We start from the raw sequence: 19,341 nt of genomic DNA, 5'->3' as shown, positions 1-19,341 counted from the left end.
GCTGGCCAAGCGGGGGATCACCATCAGCTGGGGTTACTACTTCAAGACCGGGATCGTGCTGACCCTGCCCATCCTCGTCGCCACCCTCTGTGCTTTGGCCTTGCGCCTGAGTTTCTGAATCAAGGAATCCTCTGATGAAAGTCCTGTTCATGTGCACCCACAACAGCTGCCGCAGCATCCTCTCCGAAGCGGTGTTCAACCACCTGGCCCCGGACGGCTTCGAAGCGGTCAGTTCGGGCAGTTTTCCCAGCGGTCGGGTCAACCCGCGCGCGCTGCACACACTGGAAGCTGCCGGCATTCCTACGGCCGGCTTGAGCAGCAAGGCGTCGGACGCCTTTGAAAGCGCGCCTCCGGACATCGTGATCACCGTCTGTGACCGGGCCGCTGGCGAAGCCTGTCCCCTCTTCTTCGGCCCCGCCTTGAAAGCGCATTGGGGCCTCGCCGATCCCTCGGAAGCCACCGGCGCGGAGGCTGACATCGAAGCGGCATTCGCCACCACCCTGGCCAAGATCCAGGAACGCGTGCACGCCTTCCTAGCGCTGCCGTTCGCAACGATGAGCGATGAGCAGTTGAAAGCCGAGCTGGGCCGTATCGGAACGCTTTGAAGATCAACCAAGGCTTTGCCCGCAGGACGCAGCCTAAGGAGAGTGCTATGCAAGACACCTTACCCAACGTGCAGGCAGACCTGCTCGACCTCCCCACGCTGGAGCAGCTGACACCGGCCACCCCGTCACGGCACAAGCCCCGGATTCTGCTCCTGTACGGCTCGACGCGGGAACGCTCATTCAGCCGCCTGGTGACTCAAGAGGCGGCACGCCTGCTGGAAGAATTCGGTGCCGAAACTCGCATCTTTGATCCGTCCGGCCTGCCGCTGCCGGACGATGCCCCCGACTCCCACCCGAAGGTGCAGGAGCTGCGCGAACTGATGCAATGGTCAGAGGGGCAGGTGTGGTGTTCGCCTGAACGGCACGGCGCAATGAGCGCGGTGTTCAAGGCGCAGATCGACTGGGTGCCACTGGCCCTCGGCGCGGTGCGACCTACCCAGGGAAAAACCCTGGCCGTGATGCAGGTGTGCGGAGGCTCGCAGTCGTTCAACGTGGTCAACCAGCTGCGCGTGTTGGGCCGGTGGATGCGCATGTTCACCATCCCGAACCAGTCTTCGGTGGCCAAAGCCTTCACGGAGTTCGATGAGGCCGGCCGGATGAAACCCTCGTCCTATTACGACCGCCTGGTGGACGTGATGGAGGAGCTGATGAAGTTCACGCTGCTGCTGCGTGACCGCCAGGATTACCTGGTGGATCGCTACTCCGAACGCAAGGAGTCCGCTGAAGCGCTCTCCAAACGCGTCAATCAGCGTTCCATCTAACCCGTCCCTACCGCGAGAGTTCATCAATGACCCAGATCACCATCTACCACAACCCGCAATGCGGCACTTCCCGCAATACCTTGGCGTTGATCCGCAACAGCGGCGAAGAGCCCACCGTGATCGAATACCTCAAGACCCCGCCGGATCGCGCGACCCTGGTCGGGCTGATCGAGGCGATGGGGACCGGCGCGCGACCGCTGCTGCGGATCAAGAGCACCCCTTACGAGGAACTGGGGCTGGACGATCCGGCCTTGACCGATGAACAGCTCATCGAGGCCATGCTCGAGCATCCCCTCCTGATCAATCGCCCGATCGTGGTCAGCCCTCTGGGCACCCGTCTGTGCCGGCCTTCCGAAGCGGTGCTGGACCTGCTGCCGCAGCCGCAACGTGGCCGCTTCGTCAAGGAAGACGGAGAGGTGGTCATTGATGAACACGGCCGCCGGGTCTGAAGCGAAGCAGGCAAGGCCAGGGGCGGTGAACGGGGAGGGGTAGCGTGGATCAAGCCAAAAACGTGGACGTGGTGGTCATTGGCGGTGGCCAATCGGGCCTCACCGTGGCCTATTTTTTGAAGCGCACCGGTCTGTCCTATGTGGTGCTCGATGCCGAGCCGGGCCCCGGTGGGGCCTGGCGTCATGGGTGGGCGTCGCTGCGGCTGTTTTCCCCTGCGGCCTGGAGCTCGATTGCCGGCTGGCCGATGCCCGCCGTGCCCGAGGGGACGCCGGGGCGCGACGAGGTGATTGACTACCTGACTCGCTATGAGCAGCGGTACGCCTTTCCCCTCCTGCATTCCACGCGGGTGACCCGGGTGGAAAAGATCGCGGGGGGATTGCGGGTCGTTTCACAGGACCGTGTCTGGGACGCCAAGGCCGTCATCAGTGCCACCGGCACCTGGAGCCGCCCGGTCATCCCGGCCTATCCAGGGCAAGCGCTGTTCGAAGGGCAGCAGCTGCACTCGGCGCACTACGTTGAACCGCGTGCGCTCGAAGGAAAGACCGTGCTGGTCGTCGGTGGGGGCAACTCGGGTGCCCAGATTTACGCGGAAGTGTCGAAGGTCGCCCAGGCGACCTGGGTGACGCAGGCGCCGCCCAACTACCTGCCCGATGAGGTCGATGGCCGTGTGCTGTTTGAGCGAGCCACCGCGCGGTTGAAAGCCCAGCAAGCGGGCCAGGAACCGCCGCCGCTCACCGGCGGGCTGGGCGACATCGTGATGGTGCCGCCGGTCAAGGACGCCCGCAAACGCGGGGTGCTGAACGCGGTACGGCCCTTCACCCGGTTCACCTCAACCGGCGTGGTCTGGCCCTCGGGTGAGGAGACGCCGGTAGATTCGGTAATCTGGTGCACCGGCTTCTCCCCGGCGCTCGACCACCTGACCAGCCTGGGGATCGTGGGCCCGGACGGCAAGATCGCGGTGGCCGAAAACCGGAGCGTAGCGCTACCCGCTCTGTGGCTGGTGGGCTATGGCGACTGGACAGGGCTCGCCTCCGCGACCTTGATCGGGGTGACCCGGACCGCTCGGGACGTGGTCAGGCAGGTGCAGCACGACCTTACCGGGGCCGACTGATGCCTGCCCTGTCCCTGTCAAGACGTCGTCACGCAACCTTGATAGGGGCACTGGGCTGCAACCAGATCCTGGCGTGGGGCTCGACCTTTTACCTGCCAGCTGTATTGGCGGTGCCGGTGGCCCATTCGCTGAGCGCCTCGGTGCCTGCAGTGGTGGGGGCCCTGTCCTGGGCCCTGTTGGTGGCCGGCATGTGCGCACCGCTAGTGGGCCGGACCATTGATAGATTCGGCGGTAAAGGGGTGCTGGCCGGCAGCGCGGTCTTGCTGGCCCTGGGGCTGACGGCCATGTCGTTTGCCTGCGGTTTGATCGCCTACTATGCCGCCTGGACCGTGCTCGGGCTGGGCATGGCCGCCGGGCTGTATGACGCGGGGTTTGCCACCCTGGGACGCCTGATGGGTTCACGGGCCAGGTCCTCAATAACCGGCCTGACCCTGATCGCCGGCTTCGCCAGTACGGTGGCCTGGCCTTTCCTCGCGGCCATGGAAGCGAACCAGGGGTGGCCGGCCACCTGCCGGGTGCTGGCCATTATCCACCTGCTGGTCGGCCTGCCGCTTCACCTGTTCACGGTGCCGTCGCCGGCGCCAAGACCACCGGCCGCGGCTACCGCGACCCATGCCACCGACGCTCAAGCCGGTCCCCAGTTAGCCTGGATCGCGGTGCTGTTCACCCTGCATGCTTTCGTGATGTCGGCCCTGGCGGTCAACCTGCTGGTCATCCTGCAGGGCCAGGGTATCCCGGCAGCCTTGGCGGTAACGCTCGGCGCACTGATGGGGCCTTCGCAGGTAGTCGCCCGAGTGCTCGAATATGTCTTTGGTCGCCAGGCGCACCCGGTCTGGATCGCGCGGTTAGGGATGCTGGCCTGTATCGCCGGCCTGCTGGGCCTGGGGCCGGGCCTGGTGACGCTGTCCCTGCTCGCCGTCGTCGCCTTCGGTGGGGGCAATGGGATCATGACGATTGCCAGGGGCACAGTGCCGCTGACCCTGCTGGGCAGCGCCAAACTGGGCAGCCACCTGGGGTTGATCGCGCGCCCGGTGCTGATCGCCCAGGCAGCGGCGCCGCTGGCCTGTGCGTACCTCCTGGAGCAACTGGGCCCGCGCGGGCTGATCGGGATTCTGGCCGGCCTTTTGGGCCTGGGCGCAGTGGTGGCGTTCGCCCGGTTACGGGCTTTCGAACCGACGCAGGTCTGACGGCCCAGGTGTGCCGGGGCGGCCTACCGGGGACTACCCTCCAGCTCAGGGAACAGCACCGGCTCCAACGGTGGGGTCAACAGGCACAGCCCGCGCCGCCAGTAGCCCACGTCGTGCCATTTGCCGAGCTTGAAGCCCACTTCCGGGTAGGTACCGATGTGCACGAAGCCCAGCGTTTCGTGCAGCCCAACGCTGCCCTCATTGGGCTGCGCAATGCCGGCGTAAGCGGCCCGAAACCGCTGCTGCTCAAGCAGGGGCAGCAACGTTTCATAGAGTTGCCGGCCGATGCCCTGACGGCGCGCCGATTCGGCGATATACACCGTCACGTCCACGGCCCAGCGGTAGGCTGGGCGAGCGCGGTGTTGGCTGGCGTACGCGTATCCCTTGATGACCCCGTCCTCCTCGGCTACCAGGTAGGGGTAGGTCTGAAGCGTGGTCACTATCCGCTGGGCCATTTCCTCGACGGTCGGAGGGACCTCTTCAAAGGAAATCGCCGTGTCCAGAACCACCGGCGCGTAAATACGCTGGATGGCGGCCGCGTCTGTTGCTACCGCCGTACGAATGCTCAAAGCCACTGTAGGTCGTCCCTGATTGAAAACCGGAACGGTACCTTTTTTAGATCGCTTTGAGCATGAAATCCTATTGATGGGCTTCGCGGTCCACGACCTGTTAACCTTCGGAGAAGCCCACAGTCCTCCCCGGCGACTCCCAACAGGGCAATCCGAACTTCGACAGAGGTTTCTCCCGCCGTCCTGCTGATAAATGCCCTTGAATTCTTAATAGCTAGCAGCTATTACCTGCCCGGTCGGCCATTGATCTCCGTCGTAAGGGCATAGTGTGCAAAAAGAAACGCTTGAGCAGAACCAGATTCCTATCTACTTCTTGGCGGTCATTGCCGCCGCCATGGGCGGCTTACTGGCGCCTGTAGCATCACAGAGCCTGAGCGCTTGGGTTACACCGTCTATCGCAGCGTTGATGTACGCAATGTTTTTACAAATTCCGTTCCTGGAATTGCGCAACGGGCTGGGTGACAGACGCTTTATGGCAGCGTTGCTCACTGCCAATTTCGTGGTCATACCCTTGCTGGTCTGGAGCTTGAGTCAGGGCTTGGCCGATCACCCTGTAATCAGGGTCGGCGCGCTGCTGGTGCTGCTCACTCCATGCATTGATTACGTTGTGGTGTTCACGCACATAGGTAAGGGAGATTCGAAGTTAACGCTCGCAGCGACGCCAATCTTGCTACTGCTCCAGCTACTACTCCTACCAGTGTATCTGGCCGTCATGATTGGAGAAAGCAGCGAGGTTGTCATCACCGTTGGGCCCTTTGCGGAGGCCTTCCTGGTGTTGATTGTGCTGCCCTTGATTCTCGCAGTGATCACCGCCGCGCTGGTGAGAAAATCCAGCGTCGTGGCGAGCTGGAACACTGCTTGGGCGTGGATGCCTGTTCCTGCCATGGTGGCGGTACTGATAGCAGTCATCGGTTCCCAGATCGCTTATGTGGTGCGTGACTTCAACAGCCTTCTTCCGGTAATCCCGGTGTATCTGGGCTTCATGCTGCTGGCCCCCGTGGTAGGCGCCGTGGTGGCTAAAGCATTTGGGCTGGGCGCCTCAAGTGCCAGGTCAGTGGTATTTAGTAGCGCTACCAGGAACTCGCTGGTAGTGCTGCCTCTGGCGTTGGCGCTGCCGGAAAATATTCGAACGCTTGCGGCAGCAGCGATCATCACGCAAACACTGATGGAGTTGATAGCTGAGCTCTTCTATATCAGACTCGTGCCTGCTTTGGTAAGGCCGCGGGCATAGGTCAGGCACACATCGACAGTACAACATTCAAGGTGATGGCCTGGCCGGTGATGCTCCAGCCAGGTGCCTTACCAAACCAGAGCAACTCGTGTTGCTGGTTATGGAGAACCTAATTCAAAGCACGTTATTGCAACCATGCTTCGACGGCTTCCGAACCGTACTCGGTTTTCCACGCCTTGAGTGTTTTATGATTGCCCCCTTTGGTCTCAACGATTTCACCGGATTCCGGGTGCCGGTAACGCTTCACTTGGCGTGCTTTGCGGGTGAACGCTTTAGTCTGAGCCGGAGCACGCTGAAACGCTTGCGGGTCGAGAATCGCAATAATGTGCTTCAGGCTAAAATTATACTCGCCTAGCAATTCCCGCAATTTTTGCTCAAATTCAACTTCACGCTGCAAACCTTCATCATTCTTCATGCTCTCGAGCTCAGCAAGCTGAGCGGCCAGCTTTTGTTCTAACGCGCGGTATTCGGCAAGACGTGACATTTTTTGCTATCCACTGGACTTCAGGAGGGTTTCAGTATAGGGACAGGAAAATGCCCTGCCAACTTGATTATAAGTCCAGGCGTATACACGGTGAACCACTCCATTTCGTGGTGAGCCAAATTCACCGCTACGTCGATCAGGGGCCCACCCAAAGAAGCCATGGTGCTTTATCCGGCACGACCAGTTTCAGATCACCCCAGACCTGTAGTGCCCCGTAGCGAATATCTTCAATAAGCGCAGGTTGAGGCCGTACGTGACCGCGTGCCGCCGTCACGCTGGCAATGGGTTCAACAGCTACGCTGCTGACCAATCCGGCGATACTGCCGGGTAGGGGGCCGGTCTTTGCTACCTGGAGTACAGCGATTTAAATGAGACAGGAATATCTCGTAGTCGCTGTTATGAAGCAGATTAAGCTCAACGGCTTGGGCCAGGACCCCTTTAAAGCTTTCGTGCCACTCCTGATTTTGAAGGAGAGCACGGTCAAGACCCGGTCCAATAGCTTGACTGTGTTAACAGTGTGTCGACCTGAGATTTGTTCTTTGCACGTGTAGAAAAAATACCTGACGCGCTGTGGATACAGTACGTTCGGATCATTCATGTACTCAGAGAGGATATTTATCTGGTCGGGGGACAGGGTCATTAATTAAATCGCCAGGAATGCTAAGGGAGTGAGCTTCTTTTCCAAGAGTCTAGCATCACACTAAATGGGAAGTCTTCCATATCTTCAGGCTTTAGCCAATGTTCTCGTGCCGCGAATATGGCTTAATTATCTTGAGATCTTAATACCACGTATACGGGGTCATCAGTCGATATGATAGTCCATCGTATAATGAGCGCAGCAGCTGCTATGGCAGCTACCATAGCGACTACTATTCAGTTATAGCGCGGGCCTTATCCAGGTCAGGGGCTGTCAGCTTGTACTGGATGCCTGGCGGCACATTCAGGCTACCAACGTGGCCGGCTTGGCAGAAGGCATCACCGACGCAAGAGGTCGTGCCGGCGGCCCGGGTCACCTCGACCTTAGGCCCTTGATTACGGCATTGGCGTTAACAGGTGACACATTGGAATCAGCCAATGGAGCCTGTCAGCTGAGCGGTGATCCGTGTACCTGAGCAAAACTTAGTCGAAAAGCTCCTGTAAAAAGGACTTCTTGCGATAAGGCTGCTGCCCTTCATGCTTGCCTTGGCTTTGATGTCCGTGCTGATTCTGGTGACCGCTCTGGTAGCTGTCCCGCCATCCGCCCCCCTGACTGGGCTGCGGATCAGAACAGCCATGCTTATTGCCAGGTTGAGCAGCAGGCGAATGCGCATACCCCGGTTCTGATAGGGGCGCGTCTTGCCTTGATGACGCTGCGCTTTGTGGCAGAAAACGAGCCTCCAGCTGCTGACTACGCTCGATGATCTTGTCGAGCTCCCCCCGGTCAAGCCAGACGCCCCGGCATTGAGGGCAGTAGTCTATCTCAACATTCTGACGGTCTGTCATGACCAACGATACGTCTTTGCAAACAGGGCACTGCATGGTTCTCTCCTTCAGCGAATACGCTGTCTAAACCGCAGCTGTCGTGTCACCGACGCAAGAGCCGCAGACCATTGAACACGACGAGCAGGCTCGCTCCCATGTCGGCGAAGACTGCCATCCATAAGGTGGCGATGCCCGACAGAGCCAGTGCTAGAAAGACAACTTTTATCCCCAATGCCAGCGTGATGTTTTGCTTCAAAATGGAAGCGGAGCGACGACTAAGCCGAATGAAATCAGCGATCTTGCGTGGGTCATCATCCATGATTGCGACATCCGCGGTTTCAAGGGCCGTGGCTGTCCCAGCGGCTCCCATGGCGAAACCGATATCGGACTGCGCCAAAGCAGGGGCGTCGTTCACACCGTCCCCGACCATCCCAATGTGGCCATATCGACGTTTGAGCTCAGCGACTGCGGTCTGCTTGTCCTCTGGCATGAGATTTCCGCGTGCATCGGTAACACCTAACTGATCAGCGATCGACTTCGCCGTCGCGGGGTTGTCACCCGTCAGCATCACCGGGACAACGTTCAACGCCTTCAGCGCAGCGACAGCTTCGAAGCTCTCGGGTCGAACGGTATCCGCGACCCCGAATATTGCAGCGGGACCTTCAGCACCACACAGCACGATGACCGTTTTGCCCGCATTTTCGAGCCGTGAAAGCCTGGCCTCGAGCGCCGGAGAGCACACTCCCAGTTCTTCAACCAATCGGTGATTACCCAGGTGCCACAGTTGGCCATCAATGAAGCCTTTCACGCCTCGTCCATTCAGCACACTGAAGTCGCTGACAAGCAGGGTCGAAACGCCAGGTTGCTGGGTCTTCCACCCATTGACCAGTGCTTTCGCTACGGGGTGAGTACTCTGTTCGTCCAGACTGGCCGCGATCAACGTGGCCTTTTCGATCGGCAGGTCACTGAAGGTTTCCGCGTCCGTTAAAACAGGCTTGCCCTGGGTCAACGTGCCGGTCTTGTCCAAGGCAACCACTTTCAGCAGCCGACCGCTTTCAAGGTACACCCCCCCCTTGATCAGGATGCCGGAGCGGGCAGCTGCGGCAAGGCCACTTACCACGGTGATAGGCGTGGAGACGACCAGGGCACAAGGGCAAGCAATGACCAGCAGGACAAGGGCCTCATACAGCCACCCCCCCCAGGTGCCCCCCAGCAGCAACGGCCCTAAAACAGCGACCAAGAACGCTACCAACACGACCGCCGGTGTGTAGTAACGCGCGAACTGATCCACAAATCTCTGCGTAGGTGCCCGCTGGGACTGTGCGTCCTGGATCGCGGCAGCGATCCGGGCAAGGGTGCTTTGGCCTGCTACTGCGGTGACCGTAGCCTCAACGATGCCGTCGGTCACGATACTGCCCGCATAAAGCGGATCGCCAACCACCTTGTCCACGGGGAGGCTTTCACCGGTAATAGGGGCTTGGTCGAGGGCTGCACGACCAGACTCCACCGTCGCATCCAATGGCACCCGTGATCCAGTGCGAACACGGATGCGGCTGCCAAGCGCGACAGCTCCGACAAGCTGCTCTTTCCAGCCCCCTTCGCCCATGACTTCCGCAGTCTCTGGGGCCAATGCGGTCAATGATTTGATCGCGTTACGCGCTCGCTCAAGCGACAGTGCTTCGATGGCTTCGGCAATGGCGAACAGGAAAACCACCATCGCGGCTTCCGGCCATTTACCAATCACGACGGAGCCCAGGACAGCCAAAGACATCAAGAAGTAGATGTTCAGGGTGAAATTCTTCACCGCGATCCATCCCTTCCTGAGGGTAGGCACACCGGCGGCAAGAATGGACACAGCAGCCAAACCCATCACGGGCCATGAGCCTTCCTGCCCCGTTGTCCAGGCGATGGCTTCAGCGGCCACAGCCGCGACGCCGCTGACAGCCAGCAGCCCTTTCAATCTCTTCGTCAGCGCCGGCGGGGCAGCTATTGGCGGGGCTCCAGCCTCGATAAGGGTAGGGCCCATGTCCAGCGCAACCAAAGCGCTGACAATCGCTTGCGGATCATCCAGCCGATGATGCACGGTCAACTCGCGACTCAGTAGATTGAAATCGAGCCGGGCGATGCCGGGCATCGGCTCCAGCCGATTACGAATCAGCCGCTCTTCTGTCGGGCAGTCCATCTTGTCGATGCGGTACCGGACCTGAGTAGTCCCTTCAGGGCCTGGAGTCACGGAACGTGGGACGATCGCTTCCGTTGCGTGCGCTCCCTGGGAACAGCAGGTATCCGCCCCGGCGGTCCCATGTGCATCGTCATGGTCATGGTCATGGTCATGGTCGTCTGTGCACTGACCGTGGCCGTGACTTGAATCGTCGGTGCACGCCCGCTCTAACGTGCTGCCCTCAGCCGGGCAGCACGGACCGGTAGGAGCTGCACCGACAGGGTCATGGAGATGCACGAAGGAGCTTTTAGCCGGCAGCTTCACCAGGGAATCGCGCTTGGAATTCGCACCACAACATTTGTCCTGCTCAAGAACGGGACGCAGCGTCGACGAAGACTTATTTTCTTGGCTCATAAGGCGCCTGCTAACAAGGAAATAAGGCCATTCAACAGCCTGTAGTAGCTACAGGGTCAAGCAAAATCGAAGATTACCTGTCTCGCACTGCACTGATGTGAAAAAGGTACCGCGCCGCGAGTGCAAGGAAGCCACGCGCAGCGGTAGGTCAGCGATGTGCTGGGGGCAATCAACGCGCGGGGTAATCAGCTACTACCTCCTGCTCACCCGACTTTTTTAATCCGAGGATCTGGTAGGCACTTTTGCGCTCACCCGCTTCCATGCCGGGCGAGCCCATCGGCATGCCTGGGGCGGCAACACCGACGAGGTCGGTCCGACTGGCAAGTTCTGCAATTTGCTGTACCGGTACGTGCCCTTCGATAAATTTCCCCTCCGTTACGCCTGTGTGGCACGACATAAGCTTTTCAGGCACGCCAAGCTTGGCCTTCACAGCGCTCATGTTTTCCTCTAAATGGTCATTTACCGTGAAGCCATTGTCCCGGAGGTAAGCAATCCACTTGGAGCAGCAGCCACAATTGGGATCCCTGTACACATCAATCAACTGAGCAGTACTGGCCTGTGCGATTGACGCGGTAAACAGCACCGTGAGTAATGCTACACGTGGTCCAGCGCTAACAAGATCTTTGAATTTCATAGCCGCATCCCTGAAAAGAACCAGTTCAAAAACATTAGAGCACTTGCCTACGTTGACAGGGGCATGCACGCCTGGCGCCACCACCCGTCGGATCGGCCCGGAAATCTGTAAGGTGGCCTCGTTAACGTGTATTCGCCCTAAACTGCAATGTAAACGTCGTACATACGCCCGGTGCACTGCAGGCGCTCACTTCTCCCCCGTGTAGGTTCATGATACTGCGGACAATAGCAAGTCCTAGCCCAGTGCCCCCCTGCTTACGCGAGCGGCTTGAGTGCACACGATAAAAGCGTTTGAAAATGTGAGGAATATGTTCCGCTTCGATCCCGGCGCCTTTATTAGCAACCGCCAACCGGGTGGCCTCCGCATCCTGGGTAATGTCTATGGATACCACTTCACCGTGCGGACTGTGGCGTATCGCATTGGAAAGCAAATTGGATATTGCCCTCTGCACCATGAGCCGGTCGCCCTGGACCTCCGCTTCCCCGTGAAGGGTCAATGAGACAGACTTGTCTTCCGCCACATGGAGGAACATTTCTGCAATACGACCTGCCTCCTCATGTAACCTGATTGTTGTGAGCTGTAATGAGGAAGGTTGCGAAACACTGGCGAGGAACAGCATTTGCGAAACCATCTGTGACAAACGCTCCAGTTCTTCCGTACAGCTTTCCAAAGCCTGCTTGTAGCTTTCGGGTGAACGCTCCCGCGAAAGGGTGACCTGCGCCTTCCCCATCAGATTGTTTATGGGCGTACGTAACTCATGCGCCAGATCATCGCAGAAGTGGGCCATCTGGCTGACCTCGGCATCCAGCCGATCCAGCATGACGTTGATAGCCTGGGCAAGCCCTTCAAGTTCTTCCGGCAACCCTTGCGTCTGCATCCTTAAAGAGAGCTCCCGGGCGGAAACGCTTTGGCTGACTTCGCGAAAAGCCATCAACGGCTTCAGACCCCGCCGAACGAGCCACCAGCCAAACCCTCCCACCATTATCAGGATAAGCGGTAAGACCAGCAGCGCCGATTTGAGGTACGCATTCACCAGAAGCGCGTCATCCTTGCGCTCTAATACCAGAAATACTTTGACGGATTGACCTCCACGCAGATTGACCTCTTTGGATACCACCAGCATTTCATAGCCTTCAGGCGACACCAGACTGTGGTAGCTCTGGTCGCTATTAAGCTCCGCCAGAGGCAGCGCTTGGCCTGCGGTCGAACCAACACTGAGTAGCCGCTTACCATCGGTAGCGGTTTCGTCGATCATCAATGCTACATAGTCATGACCCGCGACTTGATCGCGAAGGTTATGTGAGTGCAAAACGATGTCGGCTTTGGTTGCAGCGGTTTCCTGAAGCGTGTGCTGAATCTGTTGGAGCTTCTCTGCCAAGCTTTCCCGAGCGCGAAGGTCGAGCTGATGGCTGATCTCGAACCAGGCCAGGATAACCATGGCGATCACGACAAAGGCACTCAGAGCCCCCACGCTCAACCCCAATCGCGTGGATAGCCGTCGTGGTGTCATTCGCGCAGCTCCAATACATAGCCAACACCTCGCAACGTATGGATCAGTTTTTTCTCGAAGGGGTCGTCTATCTTTGCCCGCAAGCGCCGAATGGACACCTCGACCACATTGGTGTCACAGTCAAAATTCATATCCCACACCATCGAGATAATTTGCGACCGCGTCATCACCTCGCCACTGTGGCGCATGAGCAGGTGAAGAAGGGCAAATTCCTTGGTGGTCAAATCAATGCGCTTGCCACCGCGAAAGGCACGATGCCGCCCTTGATCCAGCTCAAGATCAGCCACCGTCACCACATCGGGCGTGCTGGTTTTCTCGCTTCGGCGAAGCAACGTGCGCACCCGCGCCAATAGCTCCGGAAACTCGAAAGGCTTGACCAGGTAATCGTCGGCACCGCTCTCCAGCCCCCTTACCTTTTCGCCAAGGCGTCCACGCGCAGTCACCATCATGACCCGGGTATCGTGCGTTTTCCGGAACTCTTCCAGTACCTGCCACCCGCCCATCTCGGGAAGGTTTACGTCCAATATAATCAAATCGTAGTTTTGACTTCGCGCGAGGTACAAGCCATCTACACCCGTACCGGCAATATCGACCACATACCCACTTTCACTTAATCCCTGGTGCATGTATTCGGCAGTCTTTTGTTCATCCTCTACAACCAAAATCTTCATAGCCAATTTCCAAAATAACGTACAACTTTTAATCGAGCTTTCACCCAGCAATAGCCCTTAGCATAAAGTCTGTAGCCGCTTCAGGGTCAAGGTTTGTTTTTTAAAATCAGCGATTTCCAGCACATTTTCATGCCGATTGCAGGCAGCGGCCGCCTCGCCTTCATCAATAATTGTTTCAAAAAGTGTCCAATTCGCATTACCAGAATAAATATAGCCGAATACTCATGAGAACTAGTTAGATAACGAAATTGTAATGCTGCCGCAACGCCTTTGATAACCACTGTTTTCTAAATTGCCTTCGCCACAGTTCGGGCTGATGAGGTCTGGCTATTTCCAAACTTGTACAGAGGTCTTGTTGTGCTCAGCCATAGCAGCGCTTTCGCTTTCTGCTCAATGTCCCGATTCCCGCGCTTTCGCTGGGCGCTTTTGGCAGCCCTACTGCCGTTCAGCCCAATAAGCCTGGCCGCCCCCGCTTCGCTGTCCGAAGCGGTAAAAACCGCTTTTTCCAATAATCCGGACCTTGCCGCAGCCCAGCGCGAAATCGGTATAGCCGAAGGCGAGCGTGTGCAAGCTGGGCTGATTCCCAATCCGGTGCTGTCTTGGGAGACCGAGGACACCCGGCGCGCTACCCGCACCGAAACCATCACGCTAAGCCAGACCCTTGAGCTTGGTGGTAAACGTGGTGCACGCATAGATACCGCGCGTTTTGGCCAATCCGCTGCGGACCTGGCGCTGTCGCGCCAGGCTGATCTGCTGCGAGCCGATGTCACCCGGGCTTGGTTCGGGGCGTTACGTGCAGATACGGCACTGGCCTTAGCCAAAGAAGCTCAGGCGCTCGCGCGCAGAGGGGTTGAGGTCGCTCAAGGGCGGGTACGTGCTGGCAAAGCATCACCGGTGGAAGCTACGCGTGCGCAGGTTCAACTTGTGGAAACCGCCCTTGGCGTCAAGCGTGCGCAAACGGAACGCGCTAATCAATACCGCGCCCTGTCGCGCATATTAGGCCTTGCGGAGGGCGAGGTTACTGCATTGCCAGCCAATACCTCGCCGTCACCGGGCCTTCCTCCTGCCTCCATCGCGCTGCAGGCGATGCTTGGGCGCAGTACCGAGTTGCAACTGGCGCAGACGCGAATGGACCAAGCCGACGCCGCTTTGAGCCTGGAGCAGCGTAAGCGGATACCCGACGTCACGCTAAGCCTGGGTAGCCAGTACCAAGCGGTCGAGCGTGAGCGCGTGAATGTCATAGGCGTTTCGGTGCCATTACCACTGTTTGACCGCAATCAGGGCAATGTCTTGTCCGCCTCACGTCGAGCAGACCAGTCGCGTGACCTGCGTGTCGCGGCCGAGTTGAGTTTGCGCAGCGAAGCAGCGACCGCGCTCGACCAATGGAGCACTGCGGCAGTGCAGATACAAGGTTTCGAACGGGACGTTTTGCCCGCTGCCCGGCAGGCCGTTGATGCGGCTACCCGGGGGTTCGAGTTAGGAAAATTCGGCTATCTCGAAGTGCTCGATGCTCAGCGCACGCTGATTGGAGCACGCACCCAGTACCTCGATGCCTTGGCCACCGCTACGGAGGGCCGGGCATCCCTGGAGCGGTTGCTGGGTGACGTGGCCGCGTTGAGCCCCGCTTCGGCAGACATTCCCATTTCCCACTGACTATCTGCCGCCTCGCTGATGCCGGGGCTTCGGAGCTTTAATGAACAGAAAAAACCACGCCGCCCTGGTACTGGGCGTACTGGCGTTGCTTGCCGTCATCGGGGGCGCCGTGAGTTCGGTTGGGCCGTCCTTTGCCCGGGAAAGCTCGGCGCAACCCATATCGCCGGAAGCACACGGTGCAGCGGAAAGCCATGGCGAAGACGAGGCGGAACATGCACAAGGCGAACACGCCGAGGAGGGCGGACACGAAGAAGAAGGTGCCTTGAAACTCACTGCGGACCAGATCAATGCCGCTGGAATAGAGGTCGTGATGGCCGCCGCCCGCCCCATGCGGACCTCGGTGAGCTTTCCCGGTGAAATTCGCTTTGACGAAGACCGCACCAGTCACATTGTGCCGCAACTTGCAGGCTTCGTTGAAAAGGTCAATACCAACCTAGGCGAAACCGTCCGCAAGGGGCAGGTACTGGCAGTGATCGCAAGCCAGGATATCTCCCAGCAACGGAGTGATTTGAATGCAGCAAGCAAGCGTCTGGAGCTAGCGCGCATCACCTTAAGCCGGGAAAAAGCCCTGTGGGAAGAGAAGATTTCTCCTGAACAGGATTACCTGCAAGCCCGACAGGCGTACCAGGAGGCCGAGATTGAGGTGGCCAATGCCAAGCAGAAGGTCAGTGCATTGGGTGGAAACACTGCCACTGCCGGCGGCAACCGCTATGAACTGCGAGCGCCATTCGACGGCGTGATCGTGGAAAAACACCTGGGTCAGGGTGAACGGGTCGACAGCACTACCACAGCCTTCGTCCTGAGCGACTTAACGCAGGTATGGGCCACGTTTAACGTTCCACCGTCCGAGCTGGAAAAAGTCATCTTAGGGCGAGAAGTGACAGTCGATGCACCCGATCTGCAAACGCAGGTGCAAGGCAAGGTGGGTTACGTGGGCAGCCTTTTGGGGGAACAGAACCGCGCCGCTCAAGTACGTGTGACCCTGACCAACCCGCAAGGCGCTTGGCGTCCTGGCCTGTTTGTGAATGTTCTTGTGGCTGCGCAGGAAGCCACTGCCCCCGTCAGCGTGCCAGAAGCTGCGCTGCAAAGCGTAGAAGACCGGCCAACCCTGTTCGTACGGACCGATGAAGGCTTCACGGCCCGTACCGTCGACATCGGCCGTCGCGATGGCGGTTACCTTGAAGTGCTCAAAGGCCTGGAAGCCGGCGAGCACGTGGCCGCAAATGGCAGCTTCATCCTCAAGTCGGAGCTGGGCAAAGCCAGCGCCGAACATTCCCACTGACGCGCGCTGAGAGTGTTCCATGTTTGAAAAACTGATTCAGTTTGCTATCGAACAGCGCATCGTGGTGATGATTTGCGTACTGATCATGGCCGGCCTCGGCATTGCCAGCTACCAAAAGCTGCCGATCGACGCTGTACCGGACATCACCAACGTCCAGGTGCAAATCAACGCAGCCGCACCCGGCTTCACGCCGCTGGAAACCGAGCAGCGCATTACCTTCCCGGTCGAGACCGCTATGGCGGGGCTGCCAGGCTTGCAGCAAACCCGCTCGCTGTCGCGCTCAGGCCTTTCACAGGTCACGGTGATCTTCGAAGAGGGCACCGACCTGTATTTCGCTCGGCAACTGGTCAGTGAACGGCTCCAAAGCGCCAAAGAGCAATTGCCCGAGGATATCGAGGCCGTGATGGGGCCCATCTCCACCGGGCTCGGGGAAATTTTCCTTTGGACGGTGGAAGCCGAGGATGGCGCACTCAACGCAGAAGGGAAGCCTTATACCCCTACCGACCTGCGCGTGATTCAAGACTGGATCATCAAGCCGCAGTTACGCAATGTCCCGGGTGTGGCGGAGATCAACACGATCGGTGGATTTGCGAAGCAATACCAGGTTTCGCCAGACCCACGAAAACTGGCGGCCTATCAGCTGACCCTGGAGGACCTGATCCTTGCTTTGGAACGCAACAACGGCAACGTCGGGGCGGGGTACATCGAGCGTAATGGCGAGCAACTGCTGGTACGTGCGCCAGGACAGGTCAGCACTATCAACGATATTGCCAATATCGTCGTCACCACCGTGCAGGGCAGCCCTATCCGGGTAAGCCAGCTTGCTGAGGTGGGAATCGGGCAGGAATTGCGCTCGGGAGCCGCCACCGAGAACGGCCGGGAAGTGGTGCTGGGTACGGTGTTCATGCTTGTGGGCGAGAACAGCCGCACGGTTTCCAAAGCGGTCGCCGCAAAGCTTGCAGATATCAACAAGACCTTACCGGCCGGGGTGAAAGCCGTCACGGTCTACGACCGCACCACGCTGGTGGAAAAAGCCATCGGCACCGTGAAGAAGAACCTTATCGAGGGGGCAATCCTCGTAATCGTGATTCTCTTCCTGTTCCTGGGCAATATCCGCGCGGCCCTGATCACCGCCATGGTGATTCCACTGGCCATGTTGTTCACGTTCACCGGGATGCTCGGCAACAAGGTCAGTGCGAACCTGATGAGCCTGGGCGCCTTGGATTTTGGCATCATTGTCGACGGCGCGGTGGTAATCGTGGAGAACGCCATTCGCCGACTGGCCCACGCGCAGCACAGGCATGGTCGCAAGCTCACGCGCACCGAGCGCTTCCATGAAGTGTTCGCGGCATCCAGGGAGGCGCGCCGTGCCCTGATCTTTGGGCAGTTGATCATCATGGTCGTGTACTTGCCCATCTTCGCCCTTACTGGCGTCGAAGGTAAAATGTTCCACCCCATGGCATTGACGGTGGTCATTGCATTGCTGGGCGCAATGCTGTTGTCGGTCACTTTTGTGCCGGCGGCCGTGGCGATGTTCGTAACGGGCAGGGTCAAGGAGGAAGAAGGTCGGGTGATGCGCACCGCACGGCTGCGTTACGCGCCGGCACTGGACTGGGTACTGGCCCATCGCAACATCACCTTCAGCGGCGCAGTGACGCTAATCCTGCTTTCTGGAGTGGTGGCAAGCCGGATGGGCAGCGAATTCATTCCCAGCCTCAGTGAGGGCGACTTTTCGTTGCAGGCGATCCGGGTACCAGGTACGAGCCTGACGCAGTCGTTGGACATTCAGCAGCGGATAGAGAGTTCGATCCTTCAACATGTTCCGGAGGTGGAACGGGTATTTGCCCGCACCGGTACGGCAGAAATCGCATCTGACCCGATGCCGCCGAATATCTCGGATGCGTATGTCATGCTCAGGCCCACCGATCAATGGCCCAACCCTGAGAAAAGCCGCGAAACACTGGTCCAGGAAATCGAAGCTGCCGCAGCACTGGTGCCAGGGAGCAACTACGAGATGTCCCAGCCCATCCAATTGCGCTTCAACGAGCTGATCTCCGGGGTGCGTAGTGACGTCGGGGTGAAGGTGTTCGGTGATGATATGGCAGTCCTGAACCAAACCGCCAATCAGATCGCCGCCACCCTGCAAAAGGTGGAAGGGGCCTCGGAAGTCAAAGTGGAGCAAACCTCAGGCTTGCCCGTACTGACCATCAACGTGGATCGGGAGAAAGCGGCGCGGTTCGGTCTGAACATTGGCACGGTACAGGATGCCATCTCCATCGCCGTAGGCGGAAGACAGGCCGGCACGCTGTACGAAGGTGACCGCCGCTTCGATATCACCGTACGCCTGCCTGAGGAGCTCCGCACTGACGTTTCCACGCTGTCGCAACTACTGATCCCATTGCCAACCCAGACGGGCATCGAACCATCACGTGTCAGCTTCATCACATTGTCGCAGGTAGCATCGGTAGAGCTGGTGATGGGGCCTAACCAGATCAGCCGTGAGAATGGCAAGCGGCTGGTGATAGTCACAGCCAACGTGCGCGGCCGCGACTTGGGTTCGTTCGTGAGCGCAGCCGCGCAGGCCATCGAGTCAGGCGTGAAGGTGCCTGCAGGTTACTGGATCGACTGGGGCGGGCAATTTGAACAGCTGCAATCCGCCGCTCAGCGGCTGCAGATCGTTGTACCTGTCGCCCTGCTGCTGGTGTTCACGCTGCTCTTTATGATGTTCAACAACCTCAAAGACGGAATGCTCGTATTCACTGGCATCCCCTTTGCACTCACCGGCGGCGTGGTAGCCCTATGGCTTCGGGACATTCCCCTGTCCATTTCCGCTGGGGTGGGCTTCATTGCCCTGTCTGGAGTGGCGGTACTCAATGGCCTGGTGATGATCGCCTTTATTCGCAACCTGCGCGAAGAAGGTCGGCCTTTAACAGAGGCAATCCGTGAAGGCGCATTAACGCGCTTGCGGCCTGTGCTGATGACCGCATTAGTGGCCTCGCTGGGCTTCGTCCCAATGGCCCTGGCCACGGGGACCGGTGCTGAAGTCCAACGGCCCCTGGCCACGGTCGTCATCGGCGGAATCCTTTCGTCGACGGCGCTTACCCTACTGGTGCTGCCAGCGCTCTATCAGTGGGCGCATCGCCGCGACGAGGAGTGA

At 59.0% G+C, this 19,341-nt stretch carries 17 protein-coding genes; 10 read left to right on the top strand and 7 right to left on the bottom strand.

All coding sequences use genetic code 11. The features are described 5' to 3' along the window. The 6 genes from G7016_RS24365 to G7016_RS24340 all read left to right on the top strand — a co-directional run. A partial coding sequence (locus tag G7016_RS24365) for an ArsB/NhaD family transporter (protein WP_181118305.1) occupies positions 1-118 on the top strand: 118 nt, incomplete at its 5' end. Between the two features lie 16 nt (positions 119-134). Further along, the gene (locus G7016_RS24360) at positions 135-605 is read left to right on the top strand and encodes an arsenate reductase ArsC (protein ID WP_181118340.1); all 471 of its coding nucleotides are present in this window, start codon (positions 135-137) and stop codon (positions 603-605) included. Positions 606-652: 47 nt separating this feature from the next. Beyond that, positions 653-1,366, top strand: a complete 714-nt coding sequence (gene arsH / locus G7016_RS24355) for an arsenical resistance protein ArsH (protein WP_181118339.1) — start codon at positions 653-655, stop codon at positions 1,364-1,366. 26 nt (positions 1,367-1,392) lie between these two features. Beyond that, entirely contained in the window at positions 1,393-1,815 is a 423-nt protein-coding gene (gene arsC, locus G7016_RS24350; RefSeq protein ID WP_181118338.1) for an arsenate reductase (glutaredoxin), read from the top strand. A 44-nt stretch (positions 1,816-1,859) separates the two neighbouring features. After that, positions 1,860-2,927, top strand: a complete 1,068-nt coding sequence (locus tag G7016_RS24345; protein WP_181118337.1) for an ArsO family NAD(P)H-dependent flavin-containing monooxygenase — start codon at positions 1,860-1,862, stop codon at positions 2,925-2,927. Beyond that, positions 2,927-4,114 carry an MFS transporter gene (locus G7016_RS24340; RefSeq protein ID WP_181118336.1) on the top strand — a complete coding sequence of 396 codons (1,188 nt, stop codon included), beginning with the start codon at positions 2,927-2,929 and terminating at the stop codon, positions 4,112-4,114. Before G7016_RS24345 ends, G7016_RS24340 begins: the two co-directional genes overlap by 1 nt. 23 nt (positions 4,115-4,137) lie before the next feature. On the opposite strand, the gene G7016_RS24335 is transcribed toward G7016_RS24340, so the two are convergent. Continuing rightward, on the bottom strand, positions 4,138-4,689 hold the full coding sequence (locus G7016_RS24335; protein WP_040259194.1) for an arsinothricin resistance N-acetyltransferase ArsN1 family B: 552 nt from the start codon (positions 4,687-4,689) through the stop codon (positions 4,138-4,140). A gap of 262 nt (positions 4,690-4,951) precedes the next feature. Here G7016_RS24335 and G7016_RS24330 point away from each other — a divergent pair, with 262 nt between their 5' ends. Continuing rightward, positions 4,952-5,914 (top strand): arsenic resistance protein, encoded by a 963-nt coding sequence (locus G7016_RS24330; protein ID WP_181118335.1) that lies wholly within the window; start codon positions 4,952-4,954, stop codon positions 5,912-5,914. Positions 5,915-6,038: 124 nt separating this feature from the next. Here G7016_RS24330 and G7016_RS24325 read toward each other — a convergent pair whose 3' ends face one another. The 6 genes from G7016_RS24325 to G7016_RS24300 all read right to left on the bottom strand — a co-directional run bounded on the left by G7016_RS24325 (position 6,039) and on the right by G7016_RS24300 (position 13,249). Further along, positions 6,039-6,398: a histone-like nucleoid-structuring protein, MvaT/MvaU family gene (locus tag G7016_RS24325; RefSeq protein WP_040259196.1), complete on the bottom strand. Its 360-nt coding sequence runs from the start codon at positions 6,396-6,398 to the stop codon at positions 6,039-6,041. Between the two features lie 1,119 nt (positions 6,399-7,517). After that, positions 7,518-7,916 (bottom strand): TFIIB-type zinc ribbon-containing protein, encoded by a 399-nt coding sequence (locus G7016_RS24320; protein ID WP_040259198.1) that lies wholly within the window; start codon positions 7,914-7,916, stop codon positions 7,518-7,520. Between the two features lie 46 nt (positions 7,917-7,962). Next, positions 7,963-10,434, bottom strand: coding sequence for a heavy metal translocating P-type ATPase (locus G7016_RS24315; protein WP_225776548.1), 2,472 nt, complete (start codon positions 10,432-10,434; stop codon positions 7,963-7,965). A 169-nt stretch (positions 10,435-10,603) separates the two neighbouring features. Then, positions 10,604-11,068, bottom strand: coding sequence for a DUF411 domain-containing protein (locus G7016_RS24310; protein WP_181118334.1), 465 nt, complete (start codon positions 11,066-11,068; stop codon positions 10,604-10,606). 121 nt (positions 11,069-11,189) lie between these two features. Next, a complete protein-coding gene (locus tag G7016_RS24305; protein ID WP_040259200.1) occupies positions 11,190-12,578 on the bottom strand; it encodes a heavy metal sensor histidine kinase in 1,389 nt (462 codons plus the stop codon). Next, complete coding sequence (locus G7016_RS24300) at positions 12,575-13,249, bottom strand: heavy metal response regulator transcription factor (RefSeq protein ID WP_040259201.1); 675 nt, start codon at positions 13,247-13,249, stop codon at positions 12,575-12,577. Before G7016_RS24300 ends, G7016_RS24305 begins: the two co-directional genes overlap by 4 nt. A gap of 393 nt (positions 13,250-13,642) precedes the next feature. Here G7016_RS24300 and G7016_RS24295 point away from each other — a divergent pair, with 393 nt between their 5' ends. From G7016_RS24295 to G7016_RS24285, 3 genes are read left to right on the top strand one after another with little or no spacing between them, the layout of a single operon-like run. Beyond that, positions 13,643-14,902 (top strand): TolC family protein, encoded by a 1,260-nt coding sequence (locus G7016_RS24295; RefSeq protein ID WP_040259260.1) that lies wholly within the window; start codon positions 13,643-13,645, stop codon positions 14,900-14,902. 40 nt (positions 14,903-14,942) lie between these two features. Further along, on the top strand, positions 14,943-16,184 hold the full coding sequence (locus G7016_RS24290) for an efflux RND transporter periplasmic adaptor subunit (protein ID WP_040259202.1): 1,242 nt from the start codon (positions 14,943-14,945) through the stop codon (positions 16,182-16,184). A 19-nt stretch (positions 16,185-16,203) separates the two neighbouring features. Further along, the gene (locus G7016_RS24285; protein ID WP_040259203.1) at positions 16,204-19,341 is read left to right on the top strand and encodes an efflux RND transporter permease subunit; all 3,138 of its coding nucleotides are present in this window, start codon (positions 16,204-16,206) and stop codon (positions 19,339-19,341) included.

This window comes from Pseudomonas japonica (genome assembly GCF_013522925.1).
GTDB classification, from domain to species: domain Bacteria; phylum Pseudomonadota; class Gammaproteobacteria; order Pseudomonadales; family Pseudomonadaceae; genus Aquipseudomonas; species Aquipseudomonas japonica_A.
Note: the sequence above shows the minus strand (reverse complement) of the source record. Positions and strands in the feature narration are given on the sequence as shown.